General features: G+C 64.3%; 18 protein-coding genes. 5 read left to right on the plus strand and 13 right to left on the minus strand.

Annotated elements, in window-relative coordinates:
• Positions 1-632: 632 nt before the first annotated feature.
• The 3 genes from tyrS to FQP90_RS16385 all read right to left on the minus strand — a co-directional run bounded on the left by tyrS (position 633) and on the right by FQP90_RS16385 (position 5,000).
• The gene (gene tyrS / locus FQP90_RS16375) at positions 633-1,943 is read right to left on the minus strand and encodes a tyrosine--tRNA ligase (RefSeq protein ID WP_144652140.1); all 1,311 of its coding nucleotides are present in this window, start codon (positions 1,941-1,943) and stop codon (positions 633-635) included.
• 37 nt (positions 1,944-1,980) lie between these two features.
• Positions 1,981-4,209, minus strand: coding sequence for an ATP-binding domain-containing protein (locus FQP90_RS16380; protein WP_144652141.1), 2,229 nt, complete (start codon positions 4,207-4,209; stop codon positions 1,981-1,983).
• Positions 4,210-4,331: 122 nt separating this feature from the next.
• A complete protein-coding gene (locus FQP90_RS16385; RefSeq protein WP_144652142.1) occupies positions 4,332-5,000 on the minus strand; it encodes a DNA-3-methyladenine glycosylase in 669 nt (222 codons plus the stop codon).
• A gap of 83 nt (positions 5,001-5,083) precedes the next feature.
• Between FQP90_RS16385 and FQP90_RS16390 the strand changes: the two genes are divergently transcribed.
• The gene (locus FQP90_RS16390; protein WP_144652143.1) at positions 5,084-6,574 is read left to right on the plus strand and encodes an AlkA N-terminal domain-containing protein; all 1,491 of its coding nucleotides are present in this window, start codon (positions 5,084-5,086) and stop codon (positions 6,572-6,574) included.
• A gap of 266 nt (positions 6,575-6,840) precedes the next feature.
• On the opposite strand, the gene FQP90_RS16395 is transcribed toward FQP90_RS16390, so the two are convergent.
• The 9 genes from FQP90_RS16395 to argC form a co-directional block, all read right to left on the minus strand.
• Entirely contained in the window at positions 6,841-7,578 is a 738-nt protein-coding gene (locus FQP90_RS16395; RefSeq protein ID WP_144652144.1) for a maleylpyruvate isomerase family mycothiol-dependent enzyme, read from the minus strand.
• A 77-nt stretch (positions 7,579-7,655) separates the two neighbouring features.
• Positions 7,656-9,131, minus strand: coding sequence for an argininosuccinate lyase (argH, locus tag FQP90_RS16400; RefSeq protein WP_144652145.1), 1,476 nt, complete (start codon positions 9,129-9,131; stop codon positions 7,656-7,658).
• Positions 9,128-10,333, minus strand: a complete 1,206-nt coding sequence (locus tag FQP90_RS16405) for an argininosuccinate synthase (protein WP_018779118.1) — start codon at positions 10,331-10,333, stop codon at positions 9,128-9,130. Before FQP90_RS16405 ends, argH begins: the two co-directional genes overlap by 4 nt.
• 71 nt (positions 10,334-10,404) lie before the next feature.
• Positions 10,405-10,941, minus strand: coding sequence for an arginine repressor (locus tag FQP90_RS16410; protein ID WP_039240660.1), 537 nt, complete (start codon positions 10,939-10,941; stop codon positions 10,405-10,407).
• Entirely contained in the window at positions 10,941-11,966 is a 1,026-nt protein-coding gene (argF, locus tag FQP90_RS16415) for an ornithine carbamoyltransferase (RefSeq protein ID WP_144652146.1), read from the minus strand. Before argF ends, FQP90_RS16410 begins: the two co-directional genes overlap by 1 nt.
• Positions 11,963-13,294, minus strand: a complete 1,332-nt coding sequence (locus FQP90_RS16420; RefSeq protein WP_208760027.1) for an acetylornithine transaminase — start codon at positions 13,292-13,294, stop codon at positions 11,963-11,965. The genes argF and FQP90_RS16420 overlap by 4 nt, the downstream gene beginning before the upstream one ends.
• Positions 13,291-14,232: an acetylglutamate kinase gene (argB, locus tag FQP90_RS16425; RefSeq protein ID WP_144652147.1), complete on the minus strand. Its 942-nt coding sequence runs from the start codon at positions 14,230-14,232 to the stop codon at positions 13,291-13,293. Before argB ends, FQP90_RS16420 begins: the two co-directional genes overlap by 4 nt.
• Positions 14,233-14,243: 11 nt before the next feature.
• Entirely contained in the window at positions 14,244-15,410 is a 1,167-nt protein-coding gene (gene argJ / locus FQP90_RS16430) for a bifunctional glutamate N-acetyltransferase/amino-acid acetyltransferase ArgJ (protein WP_144652148.1), read from the minus strand.
• Positions 15,407-16,450: an N-acetyl-gamma-glutamyl-phosphate reductase gene (gene argC / locus FQP90_RS16435; protein WP_144652149.1), complete on the minus strand. Its 1,044-nt coding sequence runs from the start codon at positions 16,448-16,450 to the stop codon at positions 15,407-15,409. Before argC ends, argJ begins: the two co-directional genes overlap by 4 nt.
• 167 nt (positions 16,451-16,617) lie before the next feature.
• Between argC and FQP90_RS16440 the strand changes: the two genes are divergently transcribed.
• The 4 genes from FQP90_RS16440 to FQP90_RS16455 all read left to right on the plus strand — a co-directional run bounded on the left by FQP90_RS16440 (position 16,618) and on the right by FQP90_RS16455 (position 24,181).
• Positions 16,618-17,706 carry a fatty acid desaturase family protein gene (locus tag FQP90_RS16440; protein WP_144652150.1) on the plus strand — a complete coding sequence of 363 codons (1,089 nt, stop codon included), beginning with the start codon at positions 16,618-16,620 and terminating at the stop codon, positions 17,704-17,706.
• 85 nt (positions 17,707-17,791) lie between these two features.
• Entirely contained in the window at positions 17,792-18,757 is a 966-nt protein-coding gene (locus FQP90_RS16445) for a quinone oxidoreductase family protein (protein WP_144652151.1), read from the plus strand.
• 118 nt (positions 18,758-18,875) lie between these two features.
• Complete coding sequence (locus FQP90_RS16450; RefSeq protein WP_208760028.1) at positions 18,876-22,832, plus strand: Pls/PosA family non-ribosomal peptide synthetase; 3,957 nt, start codon at positions 18,876-18,878, stop codon at positions 22,830-22,832.
• 11 nt (positions 22,833-22,843) lie between these two features.
• Positions 22,844-24,181, plus strand: coding sequence for a M1 family metallopeptidase (locus tag FQP90_RS16455; RefSeq protein ID WP_144652152.1), 1,338 nt, complete (start codon positions 22,844-22,846; stop codon positions 24,179-24,181).
• Here the strand turns inward: FQP90_RS16455 and FQP90_RS16460 are convergent.
• Complete coding sequence (locus FQP90_RS16460) at positions 24,178-24,822, minus strand: 4'-phosphopantetheinyl transferase family protein (RefSeq protein WP_144652153.1); 645 nt, start codon at positions 24,820-24,822, stop codon at positions 24,178-24,180. The two genes, FQP90_RS16455 and FQP90_RS16460, sit on opposite strands and share 4 nt — an antisense overlap.
• Positions 24,823-24,955: the final 133 nt, after the last annotated feature.

Raw genomic sequence — 24,955 nt, forward strand, 5'->3', positions numbered from 1 at the left:
CCTGGCAAAATTCAACCAATCAAAAAACAATCGGTATCAACAAACTTGGCACACTATTGAGTTCTCAAACAACAGACACAACCGGCACCACCCACACCCCACAGGGTCCAGGATCGCTCCGGAGCAACTTTTCAAACTTACCCGAACCGGCCGCACAAAGCAAACCAAACCCAGGGCCTCCCACACCACCCAGCAGCACACAAAAGCACCACCGAAACCGGCAATTTGAAGGGAGTCGGTCGCCATTCCTTCCGCATCAGCGGCGGCGACTCAGATAACTTTACACGCGCCCCACCCCCGCACCAAATCCACCCCAACACCACCCAAAAACCCCGCAAACACAAGCCAAACAACCCCACCACACCCCAAAACCAACCCAAAAACACCCCAACAACCAGCAGTGAAGCCCATCACACCACCCAAACCACCGCCGTCGAACACCCACCACCCACCCCAAAGTGAGAGAGCGTCGCCCGAAAACGGCAATTAGGTGAGAGAGCGTCGGCCAAAACCAACGATTAGGTGAGAGAGCGTCGAAGCCGCCGACACACGCCACAAGCGCTTAAACGCAGAAAGGGCCGGCAACCATAACGGTTGCCGGCCCTTTCAGAGCTTCGTGATTACCAGTGAACCTAGGCCGAAACCTCGATGGTGGCCAGGTTCTTCTTGCCCCGCCGAAGGAGCAGGTAGCGGCCGTGAAGCAGTTCGTCCTGCGCAATGACGGCGTCGGGGTCGGACACCTTGGTGTTGTTCACGTAGGCGCCACCCTCTCCCACGGTCCTCCGTGCAGCCGACTTGCTATCGGACAGGCCGGAGGCAACCAACAGATCAATGATTCCCAGCCCTTCCGCACTAATCGTTGCCGAAGGGAGTTCCGCGGTGGCGGCTTCGAGGGTTCGCTCATCCAGGACGGTGAGGTCGCCGTTGCCGAAAAGCGCAGCCGAAGCGGCGATGACCTTCTCTGTGGCGTCGACACCGTGGACCAGGGAAGTGACTTCGAAGGCGAGCTTCTTCTGGCCTTCACGGGCAAACGGACGCTCCGCCACAGCCTGCCCGAGAGTCTCAATCTCCGCACGCGAAAGGAACGTGAATACCTTGAGGCGATCCACGACATCGGCATCGGCTGTGTTGAGCCAGAACTGGTAGAACGTGTACGGGCTGCACATTTCCGGGTCCAGCCAGATGGCGTTGCCCTCGCTCTTGCCGAACTTGGTGCCATCGGAGTTGGTAATGAGCGGCGTACCCATGGCGTGGACGCTCTTGCCCTCCACCTTGCGAATAAGTTCGGTGCCACTGGTGAGGTTGCCCCACTGGTCCGAGCCACCGGTCTGGAGCGCGCAACCGTAATCCCGGAAGAGCTGGAGGTAGTCCATGCCCTGCAGGATCTGGTAGCTGAACTCGGTGTAGCTAATGCCTTCGTCCGAGCTGAGGCGAGACGCCACGGCATCCTTGCGGAGCATGGTGCCCACACGGAAGTGCTTGCCGATCTCGCGCAGGAAGTCGATGGCGCTCAGCGGGGCGGTCCAGTCCAGATTGTTGACCATTCGGGCGGAGTTCTCGCCCTCGAAACTGAGGAAGCGGCGCACCTGGCCCTGAAGGTAGCCAACCCACTCCGCGACGGTGTCCTTGGTGTTCAAGGTGCGTTCCGCCGTCGGACGCGGGTCACCGATCAGCCCGGTGGAACCGCCCACCAAACCCAGCGGCTTGTGGCCGGCCAGCTGAAGGCGGCGCATCACCAGAAGCTGTACGAGGTTGCCCAAGTGCAGCGACGGCGCCGTGGGGTCGAAGCCACAGTAATACGTGATCGGGTCCCCTGCGAGCAGCTTTTCCAGTTCCGTTTCATCGGTGGAAACGTGGACAAGGCCGCGCCATTTGAGCTCCTGCCAGATGTTGGCAAAGGCGGGATCGTTGTGCTGGGACTCGAGGTTGTTTACGTGTGACACGAGATCTAAGTTAGCAGGATTGCAGTGGCCGTTTTTCCTAGCGCTCGATGCCGGCGGGTAGCGGCGCGGCAGCGATGAGGCGCAAACGCTGCGTGGCTCGTGTCATGGCAACGTAAAGGTCGCCCACCTTGCCGTGCTCGTGGTTCAGCATGGCAGCAGGTTCCAGGACCACAACGCCGTCGAATTCCAGGCCCTTGGCTTCCTTGGGGCTGATCACCACGATGTCCTGCTCGTAGCTGCCGGCGCCGGAACCGATACGGCGTCCGTAGACTTCCCGGAGCGCGGCTGTGGCCTGCGGCAGCAAGGGGCCGTCGGCAATCACGGCCAGCAGGCCGCCGTCGATCGCTTCCACTTCCTCCGGCAGGACCTCCACCAGGCGCTGCACAATACCGCCTGCCTCAACGTGGTCCACTACGGGTGACCACTTGCCCTCGCGTACAGCCTTGGGGGCGGAAACAACCAGGCCGGCGCGGTTGGCCATACGGACTGCCGCTTCGGCGATCTGCGACGGCGTGCGGTAGTTGACCGTGAGTTCTTCGAGCGTCCAGCGGTCACCGAACGACGGCGCCAGCGCGCTTTGCCACGAATTGGCACCCGCTGCTGCGCTCGTCTGGGCGATGTCACCGACGATGGTGAAGGACTTCAACGGGCAGCGCCGCACCAAAAGGCGCCACTGCATGGGCGACAATTCCTGGGCTTCGTCAACCACGATGTGGCCGAAGGCCCACGAGCGGTCGCTCGTGGCGCGCTCGGCAGCGGTGAGCCGTCCCTCGCGTTCCTGGTTTTGTTCAGCGAGCTCCTCAGCCGTCACCAGGACATCGACGCCCATGGCTTCCATGTTGGCAAGGGTTTGCTTGGCATTGGCGAGGTCGCGGGCGCGATCTGCTTCCTGCTGCGCCAGTCCCCTGCCGGCCGCGGGATCGAGCTCGCCCAACAGCTCGGCGGCCTCATCCAGCAACGGAACGTCAGCCTCCGTCCATGGCGCGTCGACGGGCCGCTGCAGCAGCGCGCGCTGTGCGGCCGTGAGGTGGGGCGTGCAGGCTTCAAGGATGGCGGGCTTGCTGAACAGCTCGGAGATCAATTTCTCCGGCGTCATCGGCATCCAGCAGAGGTTCAGGGCGATACGGACATCCCGGGCAGACCGGACGTCCTCGGCGAGGTAAGCACGATCGGCGTTGTTGCCGATATTCGATTCCTCCACAAGGTCCGTCAACTGCTCGGTGAGCTCACGCAGCAGAATCTTGACGAAGGTGAGCCGCGCTTCGTTATGCGGCTTGCCGGTGGCGCGGGCTTTTTCCCGGGCACGACGAACCTGCCGGACAGTCAGCGTCAGCTTCCGCGAGTCGACCTCGAGGATGCGGTCCTCGGCAGGCGTGCGCTGTCGGTTGGCCACGGCATTGGCCACCACGGCGGCCATGTCCAGCTTGCCCTTGAGGGCAGCGACATCCGCGTTGTCCTCGGGGATGGCGTTGATACCAGGCATGAGGCGACCCAGGCTGGCCATGACCACGCCCGTTTCACCCAGCGACGGCAGAACCCGTTCGATGTAGTGCATGAAGGACGACGACGGCCCAACCAACAGGACGCCGGCGCTCTTGAGCCGATCCCGGTGCGTGTACAGCAGGTAGGCCGCGCGGTGCAGGGCGACGGCAGTCTTGCCCGTACCGGGACCACCCTGGACCACGAGCGCGCCCGAGATGGAGGAGCGGATGATCCGGTCCTGCTCCGACTGGATGGTACCCACGATGTCCGACATGCGGCCCGTGCGCTTGGAGTTCAAGGCCGCCAGCAGGGCGCCTTCCCCCTGGAGGGAGTCGTTGTCCGCGAGCATCCCGGCGTCCAGGACGTCATCTTCAATCGCTTTGACCTCGCGCCCCTGCAGGATGAGGTGGCGACGGCGGCGCACACCTTGGCGATCGAAGGCGGTGGCCTGATAGAAGTGGCCGGCTTCGGGCGCACGCCAGTCGACCATGAGTCGTTGGAGATCGGCGGTCGAGAGGCCGATGCGACCTATGTACTGGGCCTCACCCGAATCCAGGTCGAGCCGACCGAAGACCAAGCGGTCGTCGACGGCGTCGAGCTGGGCCAAGCGGTCTTCGTACAGTGCCGCGAACGCGTCACGTTCGGAAACGTTCTGCATGGTTCCCACCGCGCCGGCCTTGCGCACTTGCGCCAGCTGGGCGCGCTTTTCTGCGCGCAGCTCATCGAGCCGGGCGTACAGCCCGGCAACGTATTCCTGCTCGTGGACCAAATCAGCGTCGTGCATCGAACCGTAACCCCTATCGCAAAAGACAGACCGTCCATTCTACAGCGATTTTGGTAAACGTGGGGGGTACAGGTCATACGGCGGACTGCGTCACATATAGTTCTCCGTGCCGCAGTGCAAAGTCACCCCGTTGCGGGCCGATTTCGGGGCCTGGCCGCTTTGTACCTGGACACGGTGGGATCGTCCTCGATCCAAAAGCGCCACGGATACTCGGTGGTTCCTCCCGGGCCAGCCACCCCAACCCGTGGCCCGCTGGCCACCGCCGCTGCCGGAGTCGCAGGCAACAACAAATTGAAAGGTTCTGCGAGCGCGTCACGGCCGGTGTCCGCCGTCGTCAGTCCAAGTGCGGACGCAAGCCTGGCAGGCCCGCTGGCCAGGTCCCTATATGCCTTGGAGGCCGGCCTGCGGACGGCAGCGAGACCTTCACCCTCCACAATTTCGCCGGCTCGGAGGAGTAAAGCCGAGGGGGCGCCGTCACGGCCGCAAACGATGTTGGCGCAGTAGTGCATCCCGTAGGTGAAGTACACGTACAGAAATCCCGGCGGTCCGAACATGGGAGCATTCCGTGCTGTGAGACCCCCGAAGGTATGCGAACCGGGATCGGGGTACTCGGAATCGCGCGGGCCCATGTAGGCCTCCACTTCCGTGAGCCTCACCGAGACCGGACCGGCTTCCGAGTAATGAGTCAGTACAGCGCCCAGGATCAGCGGAGCTATGACACGGGCGTCGCCCTCAAGGAACTTCCGCACTTCCTTCGGGTCACTGACAGCGTTTTCCGTGGACGAACTCATGCCCAGACCCTAGCAAAGGACGAGGGAACGGCCATGTCCGATTTCCGCTAGCAACCGTGCGGGGCGGCTGGCAGGATGAAGCCATGGACTTCTGGCAGCGCTACAGGGCGATCGACGCCCGCGACACACGGTTCGACGGCCAGTTCTTCACAGCCGTCAGCTCCACCGGGATCTATTGCAGGCCGTCGTGTCCCGCCCGGACTCCAAGAGCTGAAAACGTCACATTCTATGAAACCTCTGCGGCTGCGCACGAAGCAGGTTACCGGGCCTGCAAGCGGTGCCTTCCCGAGGCTGTCCCCGGAACTCCGGCGTGGAACATCCGCTCGGACATCGCCGGCCGCGCCATGCGATTGATCAACGACGGCGTCATCACCCGTGAGGGCGTCGACGGCCTGGCGCAACGGCTGGGCTACTCCGCGCGGCAACTAAACCGCATCCTCAGCAACGAGCTCGGTGCCGGTCCCCTCTCGCTGGCCCGGGCAAGCAGGGCGCAGACGGCCAGGACCCTGTTGGTTTCAACGAACATGCTGCTGGCAGATGTCGCATTCGCTTCCGGGTTCAACAGCGTGCGCCAATTCAACGACACCATTGGTGAGGTCTTTGCGATGACCCCGACGGCGTTGCGCGCCACCGGGGCGAAGTCCGGCCCGCACAGGGGCACCGGGGTTTCGGGGGCGGCGCCTGCCGCTCTGACGCTTAACTTGCCCTACAGGGAACCGTTTGATCCGGGAATCTTCGACTTCCTGGCAGTTCGGGCGGTTCCGGGCATCGAGGCGGCAAGTACCTCGGCGGATGGAACCAGGACGTATGCCCGCACGCTGCACCTGCCGCGGGGCAGCGCGTCCTTCTCTGTCGCGTTCAACCCTTCGGCTCCGGGCAAACCGTTGCAGTTGACGGCCACCGCCGTTGACCTCCATGACCTCCCGGCACTGTTGAGCCGAGTCCGGAGACTATTCGATTTGGACGCGGACCCTCAGTCCATAGATGATGCATTGGCCACGGACCCCCGGCTAAAGGGCAACGTCACAGCGACCCCCGGAATTCGGGTTCCAGGTGCCGTGGACCCCCAGGAATTGCTGATCAGGGCAATAATCGGGCAGCAGATCACCGTCGGCGCTGCTCGTACTGCCCTCACCCGGTTGTCGGCTGCCGGCTCTCCCGCCGCTGTGGCCACTCCCGGTTTGGAACGACTGTTTCCGACGGCGGCAGAACTCGCCGAGCACGGCCGTGCCCTGCTCCGGGGACCCCAGCGCCGCATTGACTCCGTCGTGGCCGCAGCCGAGGCCGTGGCCACCGGGGCGCTCGACTTCGGTTACGGCGACGATCTGGAGAGCCTGGAAAAGAAGCTTTTGCCGTTGTCGGGCGTGGGACCGTGGACGGTTGGGTATGTCGGCATGCGTGTGCTGGGTGCCCCTGACGTTTTCCTGGCCAACGATGCCGCGGTGCGGAACGGCTTGAAGGTGCTGCCCGCAGGAGCAGGACTCAGTGGCGATTTCCGTGAGCTCAGCCCTTGGCGCTCCTACGCCACCATGCACCTGTGGCGTGCAGCGGCAAAGCCCAAACCCCGTAATTAGCCGACCCTCTTCCACATCCCAACACCATTCAACGGACCCTCTTCCACATCCCAACACCATTCAACGGACCCTCTTCCACATCCCAACACCATTCAACCGACCCTCTTCCACATCCCAACACCATTCAACCGCCCCTCTTCCACATCCCAACGCAAGCACTTGACTGGGGCATGGACGTGCAATGTGAGAGAGGGATCGCGTGAAGTGGTGGTGATGTGAGAGAGCGTCTCCAAAAAGCCGACGGGAAGTGAGAGAGCGTCAGAGGATTAGCGGGCGGCGGGCTGGGCGGCCGGCCAAGGCAAGAGCTCGGGCAGTTCGACGCCGTCGGCGGCCGCAGTTGCCCGCAGGCTGCCAAGGCTCGGTTCGCGGCCCGCCAGCCAAGCTGCGATGTCCGTCAGCATTCCCGTAATGGCTATCGACGTCCCACCATTGCCGATACTCAGCTGCGGAAGGCCTGTTGGCTGCAGGACCAGTTTGTACGTCTCGGGCACACGCGCAGCCAGGAAGCCAATGAGGTGCTCGCAGAACGGCCGGCTCCACGTCTCCGGCCCGTAACCCAGGCGCAGGTCCGATGCATGGATGGTGAGTTCGCGCCACAGAGCCAGCCCGCCGCCGAAAACTGTTCCGTCCCGATAGGCGATCCGGGCCTGCCAGTCGTCCGGACCCAGGGCGTCAAATGCGGACATGGCGGAAGCCAGCGCAGCGGTGACGGACTCCGTGTGCTGCGCGAGGCTGTGGCCCGCAGCAAGCTCGATGGCCTTCGTGCGTCCCTCCATGCCGCCGTCGTACAGTTCGATGGTTTCGCCGCGGCGGGCATATTCCAGCTGCCGTGCCATCGCGTCGGCAATGCCCCTGGTATGGGCAAGAACGTGTCCGCGGGTCCAACCGGGAAGTTCCGAGGATTCGGCTACGGACGCGTCGTCCATTTTGGCAAGGAGTCGGGTGACGGTGTCGGCGGCTTTGTGAAGCTCTGCGGGCAACGTCGCTGGAGTGATCCGGGTCATATCGCCATGCTAACGCAGAGTTAAACGAAGAGCGGGACGGCACCTTCAGGTACCGTCCCGCTCCCGGCGGACAAGCGTTAAGACGCGTAAGTGCGCGCTGCGTCCAGTTCCGCTTCCAGAGCCGTCAGCTGGCGTTCGACGGCGGCCGGCGCCGTTCCGCCCTGCGAGTTGCGGCTGTTGAGCGAACCTTCCGTACTCAGAACACTGCGGACCTCCGGAGTCAGGTGCTCCGAGATGGCTGCGTACTCCTCGTCCGTCAGGTCCCACAGTTCCACGCCCCGGCCTTCGGCCTGCTTGACCGCGGCACCGGAGAGCTCATGCGCCTCGCGGAACGGGACGCCCCGGCGGACCAGCCATTCGGCGATATCCGTCGCCAGCGCAAAGCCCTGGGGTGCCAGTGATTCCATTCGCTCGGTGTTGAACGTAAGCGTGGCGATCATGCCGGACACGGCCGGGAGCAGCAGCTCCAGGGTGTCGGCGGCGTCGAAGACCGGCTCCTTGTCTTCCTGCAGATCGCGGTTGTACGCGAGCGGCAGGCCCTTGAGCGTGGCGAGGAGGCCCGTCAGGTTGCCGATGAGGCGTCCGGCCTTGCCGCGAGCAAGCTCAGCAACATCCGGGTTCTTCTTCTGCGGCATGATCGAGGACCCCGTGGAGTACGAATCATGCAGCGTGACGAAGGAGAACTCCTTGGTGGCCCAGAAAATGACTTCCTCGGAGATCCGGGACAGATCAACGCCAATCATGGAGCAAACCCACGCGAACTCGGCGAAGACGTCGCGGGAAGCGGTGCCGTCGATCGAGTTGTGCACGGCCGAGAAGAAGCCGAGGTCCGCGGCAACAGCCTCAGGATCCAGTCCCAGGGACGAACCGGCCAAGGCACCGGAACCATACGGCGAAACACCGGCACGCTTGTCCCAGTCCTGGAGCCGCTGCACATCGCGCAGCAAAGCCCAGGCATGGGCCAGCAGGTGGTGGCTCAGGAGAACCGGCTGGGCGTGCTGCAAGTGGGTGCGGCCAGGCATGGCGACACCGTGGTGGGCCTTGGCCTGCTCGACGAGGGCATCGATGGTGGCAAGGACACCCTGGGCGATGATCCGGGCGTGGTCCCGCAGGAACATGCGGCCAAGAGTGGCCACTTGGTCGTTGCGTGAACGGCCGGCGCGGAGCTTGCCGCCCAACTGGGTCCCGGCACGCTCAATCAGTCCGCGTTCCAGTGACCCGTGCACGTCCTCGTCGCTCTCGGCCGGGAGGTAGGCGCCGCTCGCGACGTCTTCGTCCAACTGCGTGAGGGCGGCGAGCATGCCTTCGAGCTCGGCGTCGTCCAACAGTCCGGCCTTGGCCAGCACGCGGGCGTGGGCCTTGGAACCGGCGATGTCGTAACGTGCAAGCCGCCAGTCAAAGTGGGTGGACTTGCTCAGTGCGGCCAGTGCATCCGCGGGGCCGCCGGCGAACCGGCCGCCCCACAGTGCACCCTCATTTGTCCCTGAACGCTCCCCAACCTCGCTACGCTCGGCCGGGGACCCCTGCGTCCCGGGGCCCTGCTGCGGCGTCACTCGCCTGCGACGCGGAGGTCGCGGCCGGAGGCTACCTTCGAGGACATGCCCCACAGCTCGATGAAGCCGCGCGCCATGGACTGGTCGAAGGTGTCGCCGGTGTCATAGGTTGCGAGGTCGAAGTCGTAGAGCGAGGTCTCGGAACGACGACCGTTGACGACTGCCTGGCCGCCGTGGAGGACCATGCGGATGTCGCCGGAGACATACTTCTGGGTGTCCTCGATGAAGGCGTCCAAGGAGCGCTTGAGCGGGGAGAACCACTGTCCGTCGTACACGAGTTCTGCCCAGCGCTGGCCGACGGTGGCCTTGAAGCGGGCCTGCTCGCGCTCAATGGTGATGTCCTCGAGGTGCTTGTGTGCGGTGATCAGCGCCATGGCACCCGGGGCTTCGTAGATTTCGCGGGACTTGATGCCCACAAGGCGGTCCTCGACGACGTCGATGCGGCCAACGCCCTGCGCACCTGCACGGCGGTTGAGTTCCTGGATGGCCTGCAGCGGGGTGACCTTGACGCCGTCGATGGCTACAGGCACGCCGGCCTGGAAGGAAATGGTGACCTCATCCGGTGCCGGCGGGAATTCCGGGGTGGCGGTGTAGTCGTAAATGTCCTTTGTGGGAGCGTTCCAAATGTCCTCGAGGTAACCGGTTTCGACGGCGCGTCCCCAGACGTTCTGGTCGATCGAGTACGGGTTCTTCTTGGTGGTCTCGATCGGCAGTCCCTTTTCCTCAGCGAAGGCGATGGCCTTGTCGCGGGTCAGGGCGAGGTCGCGAACCGGCGCAATGCACTTCAGGTCCGGGCCGAGGGTCTGGATGCCAACTTCAAAACGGACCTGGTCGTTGCCCTTGCCGGTGCAGCCGTGGGCAACGGTGGTGGCGCCGAATTCCCGGGCAGCCTTCACCAGGTGCTTGACGATGACCGGACGCGAGATGGCCGAAACCAGCGGGTAGTGGCCCTGGTAGAGGGCGTTCGCCTTCAGGGTGGGCATGGCGTACTCGTTGGCGAACTCGTCGCGGGCGTCCGCGACGTAGGCCTCGACGGCGCCGCAACCGAGAGCGCGCTGGCGGATGGTCTCCAGGGACTCGCCGCCCTGTCCAACGTCGACGGCCACAGCGATGACCTCGGCGCCGGTGGCTTCACCGATCCAGCCGATGGCTACGGACGTATCAAGGCCACCGGAGTAGGCCAGAACAATGCGCTCAGTCACGAGAGTGCTCCTTTGTTGTTGCTTGGTTCATTCGAATCAAATGCTGTGTGAATCAGTGCTGTGTAAAGCAGTTAGTTGCCGGGGCCGGCTTCCTCGGCCATCCGCAGGAATCTGGCCGCTAGCTCTGCCCCGCCATCGGGATCCCGTGCGACCAGCAGCAAAGTGTCGTCGCCTGCGATCGTACCCAATACCGACGGCATCACGGAGTGGTCAACGGCCAGTGCCAGGAAGTTGGCTGCCCCCGGCGGGGTGCGGAGCACCACGATGTTGCCCGATGCCTCGGCGGTTACCAGGAGTTCGCCGCAGAGCCGGGTCAGCCGCGCGTCGAGAATTTCCTGGGTGACCCCGCTCTTGGCGTTGCGGTCGCCGCCCTCCCCCGGCACGGCATAGACCAATGCTCCATCCTTGCCGCGGACGCGCACCGCGCCCAGTTCCACGAGGTCGCGGGACAGGGTGGCCTGGGTGACCTGCACGCCGTCGTCCGCGAGCAGGGCTGCAAGCTCTGCTTGGGAACGCACGGACTCACCCGTCAGGATCGCAGTGATGCGGGCCTGCCGGGCGGTCTTGGTGGCCGGGCTTGCGCCCGGCACGGACGGGTTGGCGGACACTAGAACGTGCTCTCCCCAGTGCTCTCGAGGGCAGAGGTGCCTTCGACGGGAGAAAGGCCCTCAACGAACGCAAGTCCGGAGCGGTGCATCAGCCAGGCCATGAGGGCCTTCTGGGCGTGGAGCCGGTTCTCTGCCTCATCCCAGACGATGGACTGCGGTCCGTCAATGACGCCGGCCGAAATCTCGTAGCCGCGGTATGCCGGGAGGCAGTGGAGGACGACGGCGTCCGGCGCGGCCTGCGCCATGGCAACCTCGTCCACGGAGTAGTCGCGGAACAGTTGCAGGCGTGCTTCCTTCTCCGCTTCCTGGCCCATGGACACCCAGGTGTCCGTTGCCACGACATCTGCACCTTTGAGGGCTTCGGCGGCATCGCTGGTGATCAGGACGGAACCGCCGGTCTCCGCAGCGCGTTCTTCTGCGGCCGCCACGATTTCCGGTGCCGGGAGGTAACCTTCGGGACCGGAGATGCGGACGTGCATTCCGGCGGTAACGCCTGCCAGCAGGTAGGAGTTGGCCATGTTGTTCGCAGCATCGCCCAAGTACGCCATGCTCAATCCTGCGAGCTCCCCCTTGTGCTCTTTGACTGCCAGAAGATCGGCAAGGAGTTGGCAGGGGTGGTAATCGTCGCACAGGGCATTGATCACGGGGACCTTGGAATTCTCCGCCATGGCCACCAGCCCCGAGTGGGCACCCGTCCGCCACACAATGGTGGACACCATGCGTTCCAGGACTTTCGCGGTGTCCTCGACGGTTTCCTTGTGGCCGATCTGCGCTTCACCAGGGTTGATGATGAGGGCGTTTCCGCCCATGTCGGCCACCCCGGTAGCGAAGGAAACACGCGTTCGGGTGGAGGTCTTGTCGAAGATCACGGCGACCGTCTTGCGGCCGTTGCCATCCGCAGCGTAGGGCTGCACGCTGTACGGTGCTGCCTTCATCCGGACGGCGAGTTCCAAGACCTCGGCCTGCTCGGCCGGGCTGAGATCCGTGTCCTTCAGGAAGTGACGGGTGGTGGAAGTGCTCACTATGCGTCCTTAGGGGTCTGGGCGGTAGCCGTGGCGATCAGGGAAGGCAAGGCGGCAAGGAATCGATCCGCTTGCTCGATGGTCAGGATCAGCGGGGGCGCCAAACGGATGGTCCGGGGTCCGGGGCTGTTGATGATGAAGCCGGCATCCAGTGCCGCAGTCACCATGGCCGGCGCAATGTCGGCGTTCAGGTCGAAGCCGATCAGCAGGCCTTCGCCGCGGACTTCGGTGACATCCTCGACTACGGCCAGACCCTCGCGCAGGTGCGCTCCGACAGCGAGCACATTCTGCAGGACACCCTGGCTTTCGATCGCGTGCAGTGTGGCCAGTGCGGCAGCCGTGGCCACCGGGTTTCCACCGAAAGTGGTGCCGTGCTGCCCGGCGGTGAGCAGGGCCGACGTCGTACTTCCGAAAGTGACCAAGGCACCTACCGGGAAGCCGCCACCGAGACCCTTGGCGAGCGTGACGGCGTCGGGCACGATGCCCGCGTCCTCGCTGGCGAGCCATTTGCCGGTTCGGCCGATGCCGGTCTGGACCTCGTCCAGGATCAGCAGCGCGCCAGCGGCGCTGGTGGCCTCACGGGCCGCTTGCAGGTATTCGGGGCTGAGGGGCCGGACGCCTGCTTCGCCCTGGATCGGTTCCAGGAAAACGGCCGCGGTGGAATCGTCGACGGCGGCACGCAAGGCTTCGATGTCGCCAAACGGTATGTGAACAACACCACCGGGCAGTGGCTCGAAGGGAGCGCGGTACGCCTCTTTGGCCGTGAGCGCCAAGGCACCCATGGTGCGGCCGTGGAAGGCGCCTTCGAGGGCGATGATCTTGGTGCGCCTGCCGTCGGCGTTGTTCCGCCGCGCGAGCTTGAAGGCGGCCTCGTTCGCTTCCGTGCCGGAGTTCGCGAAGAACACTTTGGACCCGGCCGGCGCCTTGCTCAGGGCCAGCAGCTTTTCGGCCAGGGCAATCTGCGTCGGGCTGGTGAAGAAGTTGGAGACATGCCCCAGCGTGGCCAACTGGCTGGCGATCACGGACGTGACGAATGGGTGGGCATGGCCCAACGCATTCACGGCGATACCGCCCAGGAGGTCCAGGTATTCCTTGCCGTCGGCGTCCCACACGAGGCAACCGGCGCCACGGACAAGAACACGCTGCGGGGTACCGAAGACACCCATGAGCGACGACGAGTACCGGGCAAGCCAGTCCGCGCCATTACTCACTCCAGTAATGACGGAAGCTTTGGCGTCCGATCCGGAGATGGACCCCCGGGTGTGGTCGGGCACCGCGAAGCGGGCGGGGGGTCCATCGCCGGTCGGGCTGAGGCCAACAGTTTCGCTCATGCGTTCACTTCCTCGTCGGGTACTACCTGGGTGCCGATGCCCGCCGTCGTGAAGGTTTCCAGCAGCATCGAGTGCGGCAGGCGGCCGTCCACGATGTGTGCGCGTTCCACGCCTTCATCGATGGCCTTCAGGCACGCGGCCATCTTGGGGATCATGCCGGACTCGAGGCGGGGCAGCATGTCACGGAGTTCGGAGGCCGTCAGGGAGGAGATCAGCGAGGATTTGTCCGGCCAGTTGGCGTAGAGGCCTTCGACGTCGGTCAAGATGACCAGCTTGGTGGCACCCAAGGCTGAGGCTACCGCGGCTGCGGCGGTGTCCGCGTTGACGTTGAGGACCTGGCCCGTGGTTTGGAAACCGTTGCCCTCCTCAGTGATCTCCGGCGCGACCGTAGAAATCACGGGGATGCGGCCGGCGTCGAGGATGTCCTTGATACCGGCGGGATCCACGCCTACGACTTCGCCCACCAGGCCGAGGTCGACTTCCTCGCCGTCCACCACAGTGCCGGTCCGGACGGCGCGCAGCAGGCCACCGTCTTCGCCGGACATTCCCACCGCGTACGGTCCGTGGGAGTTGATGAGGCCAACGAGTTCGCGTCCTACCTGGCCCGTGAGGACCATGCGGACAACGTCCATGGCTTCGGGGGTGGTGACACGGAGGCCGCCCTTGAACTCGGACTCGATGCCGAGGCGGCCCAGCATGGAATTGATCTGGGGACCGCCGCCATGCACCACTACCGGGTGGATGCCCACGTGGTGGAGGAACACGATGTCTTCGGCAAAGGCACGCCGAAGGTCATCGTTGACCATGGCGTTTCCGCCGTACTTGATCACCATGGTGGTGCCGGCGAAACGCTGGATCCATGGAAGGGCCTCGATCAGTGTTCCGGCTTTGCCCTGGGCGTCAATCATTGACGTCGTCTCGCGGGTGTGCGCAGTCATCGTCATTCCGCTCAGCTCGAGTAGGCGCTGTTCTCATGCACGTAGTCGTGCGTGAGGTCATTGGTCCAAATAGTTGCCTCGGCGTCGCCGGCCTGGAGATCAATCTCCACGAGCACTTCGCGCGGTTCGAGGTCCACCAGGTTGCGGTCGTCGCCGATCGCACCGTTGCGGCAGATCTGCACACCGTTCATGGCGACGTTGAGCTGATCCGCTTCGAAAACGGCGTCCGTGGTTCCCACAGCAGAAAGGACACGGCCCCAATTGGGATCTTTGCCAAAGATGGCCGCCTTGAAAAGGTTGGAGCGGGCCACGGAGCGGCTGACGGTTTCAGCGTCACGTTCACTGGCGGCGTTGAAGGTGCGGATGGCGATGTCGTGGCTGGCACCTTCGGCGTCACCGATCAGCTTGCGGGCAAGCTCGGCGCAGACGGCGGTTACCGCTTCGCTGAGTTGCTCTGCCGACGGCAGGGCCTCGGAAGCACCTGAAGCGAGCAGCACTACGGTGTCGTTCGTGGACATGCAGCCGTCCGAATCTGCACGGTCGAACGTGACCCGTGTGGCATCGCGGAGCACTACGTCGAGCTCGTTCGCAGGTACTTCAGCGTCGGTGGTCAGCACCACCAGCATGGTGGCCAGGCCTGGAGCCAGCATCCCCGCACCCTTGGCGATACCGCCCACTGTGAACGGCTTGCCTTCTGCATCCTTGCCCGTGAAGACAGCTTCCTTGGACACGCTGTCCGTGGTCATGATTGCGGTGGCAGCCGCGGAGCCGCCGTCCTGGGACAGCTCACGGAACGCGGCTTCGACGCCCGGGAGGATCTTGTCCATGGGCAGCTGCTCACCGATGAGGCCGGTGGAACAGACTACGACGTCGGAAGCTGAGACGCCCAGCACCTCGGCCACTTTCTCGGCGGTTGCGTGGGTGTTCTGGAAACCCTGCGGTCCGGTGCAGGCGTTGGCGCCGCCGGAGTTCAGGACCACGGCGTCCACGCGGCCGTCGCTGACAACTTGGCGGGACCAATGAACAGGGGCAGCTGCCACCCGGTTGGAGGTGAAAACCGCGGCGGCCGCCTTGGACGGACCATCGTTGACGACGAGTGCCAGATCCGGTTTGCCTGAGGCTTTGATGCCTGCTGTGATGCCGGCGGCCCGGAATCCCTTGGGTGCGGTAATGGTCACGGTGCAACTCCCTGCAGGTTCAGGCCGGCTGTTTCGTCCAGGCCGAGGGCAATGTTCATGGACTGCACGGCTCCGCCGGCTGTCCCCTTGGTGAGGTTGTCGATGGCGCAGGTGACGATGACACGGCCGGTGTGCTGGTCGAATGCCAACTGCATGACGGCGTGGTTGGAGCCCTGCACCGATTTGGTGGTGGGCCACTGGCCTTCGGGAAGAAGGTGAACGAACGGTTCGTCGTCGTAGGCATCTACCCAGGCTTGGCGAAGCTCGGCTTCGGTGACACTGCGTCCGGCTTGCGGCCGCACTTTCGCTGTAGCCGTAGTGAGAATCCCCCGGCTCATCGGCACCAGCGTAGGCGTGAACGAGACGGTCACCGGCTCTCCGGCTGCGTTGGACAGTCCCTGTTCGATTTCCGGCGTGTGGCGATGTCCGCCACCCACGCCGTAGGGGCTCATGGAGCCCATGACTTCAGCGCCGATGAGGTTGATCTTGGCCGCCTTACCGGCACCGGAGGTACCTGAGGCAGAGACAATAACGACGTCGTCCGGCAGGAGGAGATTATTGGCGAACCCTGGCGTCAAGGCGAGCAGGGCCGACGTCGGGTAGCAGCCGGGCACGGCGATGCGGGTGGCACCTTTGAGCGCCTCGCGCTGGCCGGGCAGTTCCGGGAGCCCGTAGGGCCACGTGCCCGCATGGGCCGACCCGTAGAACTTTTCCCACGCTGAGGCGTCCTGCAAGCGGTGGTCGGCACCGGCGTCGATGACTACAGTGCCTGCCGGCAACTGGGCGGCGATTTCGGCGGACGCGCCGTGCGGAAGGGCCAGGAAAACGACGTCGTGACCCGACAAGTTCTCCACCGTGGTGTCTTCCAGGATCCGGCTGGCCAAACCGTGGAGATGTGGCTGCAACTCCCCTAGTCTGGAACCGGCGTTGCTGTGTGCGGTGATGGCACCGATAGTGACGTTCGGATGGCCCGCAAGCAGGCGCAGCACTTCCCCCCCGGCGTAGCCGCTGGCACCGGAGACGGCAACAGAAATAGTCATGACTCCACTGTACAGCAAAAATATTCATGCTGTCCGATATTTATGCATGCAGTTGTGAGCAGTCTCATTTTTTTGGGGATTACCCGTATGCTTAGTGAAGGGTGATCCAGACCGTGCAGTCCGAACGTCGGCTGCAGCGTTGCCCGTTAGCGATACGGGGCACATTTATGTCACCCACGTCCACCGCTGAGCGCCCCAAAGCTCGCGCAATTCAACCCAACCCCGTCGTCCAGAGCTACTCCGAGCTCCTCAAGAGCGTCAAAGCCGAAGGACTCCTCGAACGCCGTTCCGGCTTCTACATCTGGGTCTTCGTGGCCTTGGTGCTCCTTATGGCGGGCACCTGGTTGGGGTTCGCCTTGATCGGTGAATCCTGGTACCAGCTGTTGATCGCTGCTGCCGTGGGTATCCTCTGCACGCAGTTGAGCTTCCTGGCCCATGAAGCCGGCCACAAGCAGATCTTCGCCTCACGCCGTGCCAATGATTGGTCCGCGCGCTTGCTGGCCACCGGCGTCGCCGGCATCAGCTACTCCTGGTGGGAACAGAAGCACGGAGCCCACCACAACCACCCCAACGTCATTTCCAAGGACCCGGATATCCGGAACAACGCCTTGGTCTTCCACGAAGACGCCGCAGCTGAACGCAAGGGCCGCCTCGCCTTCCTCACCCGGCGGCAGGGCTGGTTCTTCTTCCCGCTCCTGACGCTCCTGGGCCTGAGCCTGCAGTTCGACTCCCTCCGCTTCGTCTTCGGCAAGCAAAAGGTACGCCATCGCTGGGTAGAGACGCCCATCCTGGTGGCGAGGCTCGCTACCCTCCCGGTCCTGGCTTTCACTTTTCTGCCCATTGGCATGGCGTTTGCCTTCCTTGGCGTCCAGATCATGGTGTACGGCTTCTACATGGGCGCTTCGTTCGCGCCAAACCACAAGGGCATGCCAGTCCTTCCCAAGGACAGTCGGGTCGACTTCCTCAACCGCCAGATCCTGACCTCGCGCAACATCTCGGGCGGCATCTTCATGGACTTCCTCCTGGGCGGTCTCAATCGGCAGGTGGAGCACCACTTGTTCCCGGACATGGCCCGCCCCCACCTGTACAAGGCCACAAAGATCGTGCGTGAATTCTGCGCCAAGCATTCGATTTCCTACACCGAAACCACGCTGTTGCAGTCGTACGGAATCGTTGTCCGGTACCTCAACGACGTTGGCCTGGCGGCCGGCCGTGGTTTCGATTGCCCCGTCGCTTCGACGCACGGGCGCCGCTAGGCGTTCGACACGGGAGGCCCCAACCTCCCTAGGATGGATTCTGAAACCGGGTACCGGAACCACCGCCCCGGAGTGAGGAGCCACCATGACGCACGCCATCGTTGCACGGCAGCCCGGAGGACCTGACGTCCTCGAGTACGCATCCGTGGAACCACCGACACCTGGCCCCGGCCAGCTGCTGATCAAGGTCGCAGCTGCCGGGGTCAACTTCATTGAGACCTACCAGCGCAGCGGTATTTACACCGTGGACTATCCGTTCACCCCGGGCGCTGAGGCAGCCGGCACCGTGGAGGCGGTAGGTGAGGGGGTGGAGGAGTTTGCAGTCGGTGACCGCATCGCCACTGCCGAAGCCTCCAGGACCTACGCTGACTACACGCTGGTGGACGCGGCCAAGGCACTGCCCATTCCGGCCGGCGTGGATGATCACACCGCCGCAGCCTTGCCCCTGCAGGGCATCACGGCCCACTACCTGATGAACTCCTCCTTCCGTGTGGAGCCGGGACACACCGTCCTGCTGCACGCTGGAGCCGGTGGCGTGGGTTTGTTGTTGACCCAGCTGCTGAAGGCTCGCGGGGCGCGTGTGATCACCACCGTTTCCTCGGACGAGAAGGCGGATCTCTCTACGCTGGCGGGCGCAGACGAGGTGCTGAGGTACGACGGCTTTGCTGGCAAGGTCCGCGAACTCACCGACGGGGAAGGCGTCAATGTGGTGTACGACGGCGTCGGCAAGGACACGTTCGACGATTCCCTGAAGAGCCTGCGCATCCGGGGTGCCATGGTGCTCTTCGGAGCGGCTTCGGGCCCGGTGCCGCCCTTTGATCCCCAGCGTTTGAACGCCGCGGGTTCGTTGTCCCTGACCAGGCCCACCATGGCGCACTTCGTCCAGAACACCCACGAACGCCGGTGGCGCTCAGCGGAAATTTTCGATGCCGCCGCCAACGGCACTCTCACTGTCCGGGTGGGCGCCACGTACCCACTGGCAGAGGCCGCCCAGGCGCACCGCGACCTGGAAGGCCGCCGCACCACTGGCAAAGTCCTGTTGGTGCCCTGACCGCCATGCCCGGCTCCCCAATATTCGGTGACCTACAGGCGAACAACGGTGCAACAAAGTCTTACGGGCAGGAAACGTCCGACACCTTTTGTTCACCTTCCTGCGAAAAGCTGGGCCTGTGAGCACAGAACATCCCGTGGGGGCCGGGCAGACGCCTGCCCTGACCACCTACCGCCCCCAGTTGCCGGGCGGCACCGCAGCACCCGCCGAACGTACCCTCGTTGACATCCTGGAGGAGACGGCGGCATCCTTCCCGGAGTCATCCGCGCTGGACGACGGCCAGAAATCGCTGAGCTACACAGAACTGCTCGCCGCCGTCCGTGCCTTCGCTCGGAAACTGAATGCCACAGGACTGGGCCGCGGGGAAAAAATAGGCGTCCGCATCCCCTCGGGGACCAACGAGCTCTACATCGCCATCCTTGGCATCCTCATGGCAGGCGCCGCCTACGTGCCGGTTGACGCCGATGACCCTGATGAGCGGGCGCGCCTGGTGTTCGGCGAAGCCAAAGTGGGCGCTGTCATTGGAGCAGGACTTGAGGTGCGACTCGCCGAAGGCGCACGCGAACCCGTTGCCACCCCCAGCACTCCGGGGTTGGACGACGACTCGTGGATCATCTTCACGTCCGGATCCACAGGCACTCCCAAGGGCGTAGCCGTCAAACACCGATCCTCCGCCGCGTTCGTGGACGCCGAGGCTCGGATCTTCCTCCAGACCGAGCCCATCGGACCCCAGGACCGAGTACTGGCCGGCTTGTCTGTGGCCTTCGATGCGTCCTGTGAGGAAATGTGGCTCGCTTGGCGCCACGGTGCGTGCTTGGTCCCCGCTCCCCGGGCCTTGGTTCGCACGGGCATGGACCTGGGGCCCTGGCTCATCAACCATGGCATCACCGTCGTTTCGACTGTGCCAACCCTTGCCGCCCTGTGGCCGGCCGAAGCACTGGAAAACGTCCGCCTGCTCATCTTTGGCGGCGAAGCCTGCCCGCCTGAACTGGCTGAGCGGCTTGCCGTGGACGGACGCGAAGTCTGGAACACCTACGGCCCCACGGAAGCCACCGTCGTTGCGTGCGCCGCTCCCCTGGGCGGACCCGGCCCCGTACGCATCGGCCTGCCGCTGGACGGCTGGGACCTCGCCGTCGTCGATGCCAGCGGTGTCCCGGTCGCCGAAGGCGAGATCGGCGAACTCATCATCGGCGGCGTTGGGCTGGCCCGCTACCTCGACCCCGCCAAGGACGCCGAAAAGTACGCGCCGATGCCGACGTTGGAATGGGACCGGGCCTACCGTTCAGGCGACCTGGTCCGCTTCGAAGCCGAGGGCCTTATCTTCATGGGCCGGGCAGACGAACAGGTCAAGTTGGGCGGACGACGAATCGAACTGGGCGAAGTGGATGCGGCGCTGCAGTCCCTCCCGGGCGTTGCCGGCGCTGCCGCGGCGGTCCAAACCACGGCCGCAGGGAACCAAATCCTTGTGGGATACCTGGCTCCCGCTGACGGCTTCGAGCTGGACATGGATGAAGCCCGGCGCCTCTTGGCCGAAAGTCTTCCTGCTGCCTTGATCCCCCTGCTGACGGTAGTGGATTCGTTGCCCACCAAGACCAGCGGCAAGGTGGATCGCCATGCCCTCCCCTGGCCACTGGCGGGAGCCGGTGCCACCGAGGCAAGCAACGCTCCGCTGAACCTGCCCGATGACGCCCGGTGGATCGTAGACCAGTGGGAGGCCGTACTCGGCAGCGCTGTCGGCTCCCTCGACGCTGACTTCTTTGCCTATGGCGGCGGCTCCCTGGCCGCAGCCCAGCTCGTCTCCGCCCTTCGGGTCCGGTACCCAACCATCACAGTGGCCGATATCTACGCGACTCCGCGCATCGGCGCCTTGATCGACGCCGCCCGGCAGTCACTGCCCGACGGCGTTGCGCTGGGTCCCGCCGCCGAGCGCACCGTCCGTCCCACCGCCTTGAAGTCGCAGATTTTCCAGGTCCTCATGGGAGTGCCGCTGCACATCCTGGTGGGCATGCGCTGGCTCACTTACCTCATGGCCGCAAACAGGTTGCTGGCCGACTTTGCCGGCTTCTCCGCTGCACCAGTGGTGTCGTGGTGGTGGATAGCAGCATCATGGCTGGTCTTTGTCAGCCCGTTGGGAAGGATGGGCATTTCGATTCTTGCTGCCCGCCTCCTCCTCGGCCGGGTGGAACCGGGAACGTACCCGAGATCCGGCAAAACGCACCTGCGGCTCTGGCTTGCCGAGCAGATTCAGGATCTTTCGGGTGCCATTGGCTTGGCCAGTGCGCCTTTCGTCCCCTATTACGCCCGGGCTCTCGGCGCCAAAATCGGCCGGGATGTGCACCTGCACTCATTGCCGCCGGTGACAGGGCTGCTGTCGCTGGGCAGCGGCGCGAACATTGAGCCGGAAGTAGACCTTTCCGGTTGGTGGGTGGACGGCGATTCAGTCCATATCGGCCAGATACATGTGGGCGCAGGAGCCGTTGTGGGCTCCAGAAGCACACTCATGCCTGGTGCCACCATCGGTGCCGGTGCGCATGTTGAGCCGGGCTCCGCAGTTCTTGGCAAGGTCAAAGCCGGACACTTGGTGGCAGGGTCCCCCGCTGAGCGGCGTGGCAAGGCCAAACACGACTGGCCGGAAACCGCGAGTCGTCGTTCCGCGGTGGACCGACTGTGGCTCTCGGCCTTTGCGGCCGCCTCAGCTCTTCTCGCCTTGATCCCCTACCTGTCCGCCTTCGCCGGTGCACTGGTGATCCTTGCTTTCATCCGAGGCCACGAATCCTTGGAAACCGCCCTTCCCCAGGTCGCCGTCGCACTGCCGTTGGCTGCCTTGGTGTGGTTCTTCGGCAACCTCGTCCTCATCCTGATAGTGGCCAGGCTCCTCGGGTTGGGTCTCAAAGAGGGCTACTACCGGGTAAGGAGTCGGGTGGGCTGGCAGGTGTGGGCCACTGAACGCCTCCTGGATATGGCCCGGGACCTGTTGTTCCCCGTCTACGCCAGCCTGTTCACCCCTCTTTGGCTTCGCTTGCTCGGAGCCAAGGTTGGCAAGAACGTGGAAGCTTCCACGGTGCTGCTGGTCCCCCGGATGACGACCATTGGCGATGGCGCCTTCCTGGCCGACGACACCATGGTGGCCTCCTACGAACTCGGTGGCGGCTGGATGAAGATTGCCCCGGCCAAGATCGGAAAACGTTCCTTCCTCGGCAACTCGGGCATGACGGCGGCCGGACGCAACGTTCCCAAGAACTCCCTCGTCGCAGTCCTCTCTGCCACGCCCGCCAAGGCGAAATCCGGTACGTCGTGGCTGGGCAGCCCGCCCGTGAGGTTGCGCCGCACCGCCGTCGACGCTGACCAGACCCGCACGTTCCAGCCTCCCTTCAAGCTCAAGCTGGCGCGAGCCCTGTGGGAACTGTGCCGCTTGGTTCCGGTCATCCTCACAGTGACTATCGCGGTGGCCGTGATGGTGGTCCTGGACTGGATCGCGAGGGGGTGGGGCTATTGGGTTGCCGCGCTCCTGGGTGGTGTGGTCATGCTGGCTGCAGGCGCCGTGGCCGCACTCAGCTCCATCGTTGCCAAATGGGTTCTGGTGGGAACCATTCGAGCCGGTGAACATCCCCTGTGGAGCTCGTTCATTTGGCGCAACGAAGTGGTGGACACGTTCATCGAAATGGTCAGCGCACCCTGGTTCGCCCGGTCGGCTGCGGGCACGCCTGCGCTGGTGTGGTGGCTCCGCGGCCTCGGCGCAAAGATCGGCCGCGGCACGTGGTGCGAGAGCTACTGGCTCCCTGAGGCCGACCTCGTGACCCTGGGCGAGAACTCCACCGTCAACAGGGGCTGCGTGGTGCAAACGCACCTCTTCCACGACCGTGTGATGAGCCTGGACACGGTGACGCTCGGTAGCGGGGCCACCATGGGTCCGCACGGCGTCATCCTCCCCGCGGCCAGCATCGGCGACGGCGGAACTGTAGGCCCGGCGTCGTTGGTCATGCGCGGCGAGACCGTCCCGGCGGGGACGTATTGGATGGGCAACCCGGTGAGCCCGTGGGTGGGTCCGTCTGCACAAGCCCCGCGTCTCAAGTAGATTGGGAGCTAATGACCGCACCCATCAGCACCCCCAGCCCCGACCCCTACACGTTGGACCACGGCAGTACCAGCTACCGAGTGGACCGATATGAGTTGGACCTTGACGTCAGACTGGGCAGCAACAAGCTGATCGGCAAGGCAGTCCTGCAGTGCACGGCCTTGGAAGCAGCGACGCACATCGTCTTGGACCTGGTGGGTTTGCGGGCTTCCAAAGTCCACGTGGATGGACGGAAAACCGCGAAATTCAGCCAACGCGCTGAGCACCTGGTGGTCACCCCTGCCTCCCCGGTGAAGCCCGGGCAACAATTCACCGTGGATATCCGGTACGACGGTAATCCCCAGCCGCGTCGGGGCCTGTGGGGAGAGGTGGGCTGGGAGGAACTGACCGACGGCGTCCTGGTTGCCGGACAACCCAACGGCGCTGCATCCTGGTTTCCTTGCAATGATCATCCACGGAGCAAATCGAGCTTCCTGATCTCGGTAACCACCGACGCCAACTACCGGCCCGTCTGCAACGGCCGACTGATGTCCGTTTCGCGGAAATCCAGCCGTGAGACCTGGGTGTACGAGCATTCCGAACCGATGGCGACGTACTTGGCTACGGTGCAGATCGGCCGGTACGTCCTTGTCCCTTTGAATCCGGCTGACACGCACCACCGGGTACCTCAGTTCGCTGCGGTGACGCTTGAAATGGCCGATGCCGCACGTCACGGGCTACGGCGCCAGCCGGACATGATGCGAACCTTCGAGGACTGCTTTGGGCCGTACCCCTTCACGGAGTACACCTCGGTGGTCACCGACGATGACCTGGAAATCCCCTTGGAGGCCCAGACGGTTTCCATCTTCGGGCGCAACCACCTGCGTGACACGTGGGAAGCCCAGCGGCTCATAGCCCACGAGCTCTCGCATCAATGGTTCGGCAATTCCCTGACTGCGAGCAGCTGGAAAGACATTTGGCTGCATGAAGGATTTGCCTGCTACGCGGAGTGGTTGTGGTCTGAGGAATCCCGGACCATGACAGTGGCCGCCCGTGCGCTGGCCGCGTGGAAGAAGCTCGACGTCGGTCCGCAGGACTTGCTCATTGGCGATCCAGGACCTGAGCTGATGTTCGATGACCGGGTGTACAAACGTGGTGCCTTGGCCGTGCACGCACTGCGCACGGCTGCCGGGGACCCGGCGTTCTTCGCGTTCCTGAAGCATTGGACCGCCGCGAACCGCCACGGTTCTGTATCGACGGAGTCATTCGTTGAAGCTGCGGACTCGTTCATTCCGGGCTTCGATGCCGCGTCGATCCTGCGGCCGTGGCTCTATATGACTGCGTTGCCGGCGCTGCCTACGGCGCCTTAGCCGAGGGCGAGGGCGGCCACCAGTCCCTTCGGCTGCCCGGCAGGCAGTTCCCTTCCGGTAACATCTCGCAGGCCAGGCCGGTCCAACACATCCAGCTCTGCGGGGTTATGCCGTAGTCCCTCGCCGGTCATCTTCAACCAGGCTTCCTTGCGTGCCCAGAGCCGGGCCCGCAGCGTGGCTTGGTCCTGTTCCGGGAAGGACGCCAGGAAACGCTTCTCGCTTTCGGTCAGGACCACGTCATCAAATCCGTCGAAGCCAACCCCGTCTATCGCTTCCAGGTCCACTCCCAGCCGGAAGGCATCCGTTGGATGCACGACGCCGGCCAGCAGCACCCAGCCCGACGCGCGGGATGCGCTCACTAACAAAGGCGCCGGACCGCCGTCGAGAAGGAACCCGGGGCGGCCGTGGTCCTGGCCCGGGCCGCACTGCGGACAGTGGTAGTTCGGGATCAGGTGGCTGGGCTCAGCCTCCAGAAGGGAGGCGGCAAACCGTTGGAGGGCAACCCGGCCGCCGATGAATTCAGCCCGATCCTTGGCGTTCGCGAAACGGAGGGCGCGTTGGTGAGCAGGCTGGCCAAGACTACGAGTGTCCGAAACAGGCACATCATCGAGCTGGAGCAATTCAAGCACCGGACTCTCCATCGTGACCTCCTTACCTGGCTTTGTCCCCCGCGAAATGTTCACAGGTATGGGCGCATGTCAACGAGCATGGAGGTCCAGGCACTCCACTGACCAATACTGGATGGCTGCAGTAGGCCGCCGATCTGACAACAGT

The organism is Paenarthrobacter nitroguajacolicus, assembly GCF_007786235.1.
In the GTDB taxonomy this organism is placed as follows: Bacteria; Actinomycetota; Actinomycetes; order Actinomycetales; family Micrococcaceae; genus Arthrobacter; species Arthrobacter nitroguajacolicus_A.

What these genes read in the sequence shown, in the direction of transcription:
- FQP90_RS16380 (WP_144652141.1), bottom strand. Translation starts at nt 4,209, where the DNA reads ATGCACGACGCTGATTTGGTCCACGAGCAGGAATACGTTGCCGGGCTG.
- FQP90_RS16385 (WP_144652142.1), bottom strand. Translation starts at nt 5,000, where the DNA reads ATGAGTTCGTCCACGGAAAACGCTGTCAGTGACCCGAAGGAAGTGCGG.
- FQP90_RS16390 (WP_144652143.1), top strand. Translation starts at nt 5,084, where the DNA reads ATGGACTTCTGGCAGCGCTACAGGGCGATCGACGCCCGCGACACACGG.
- FQP90_RS16395 (WP_144652144.1), bottom strand. Translation starts at nt 7,578, where the DNA reads ATGACCCGGATCACTCCAGCGACGTTGCCCGCAGAGCTTCACAAAGCC.
- FQP90_RS16420 (WP_208760027.1), bottom strand. Translation starts at nt 13,294, where the DNA reads ATGAGCGAAACTGTTGGCCTCAGCCCGACCGGCGATGGACCCCCCGCC.
- argB (WP_144652147.1), bottom strand. Translation starts at nt 14,232, where the DNA reads ATGACTGCGCACACCCGCGAGACGACGTCAATGATTGACGCCCAGGGC.
- argC (WP_144652149.1), bottom strand. Translation starts at nt 16,450, where the DNA reads ATGACTATTTCTGTTGCCGTCTCCGGTGCCAGCGGCTACGCCGGGGGG.
- FQP90_RS16440 (WP_144652150.1), top strand. Translation starts at nt 16,618, where the DNA reads ATGTCACCCACGTCCACCGCTGAGCGCCCCAAAGCTCGCGCAATTCAA.
- FQP90_RS16445 (WP_144652151.1), top strand. Translation starts at nt 17,792, where the DNA reads ATGACGCACGCCATCGTTGCACGGCAGCCCGGAGGACCTGACGTCCTC.
- FQP90_RS16455 (WP_144652152.1), top strand. Translation starts at nt 22,844, where the DNA reads ATGACCGCACCCATCAGCACCCCCAGCCCCGACCCCTACACGTTGGAC.
- FQP90_RS16460 (WP_144652153.1), bottom strand. Translation starts at nt 24,822, where the DNA reads ATGGAGAGTCCGGTGCTTGAATTGCTCCAGCTCGATGATGTGCCTGTT.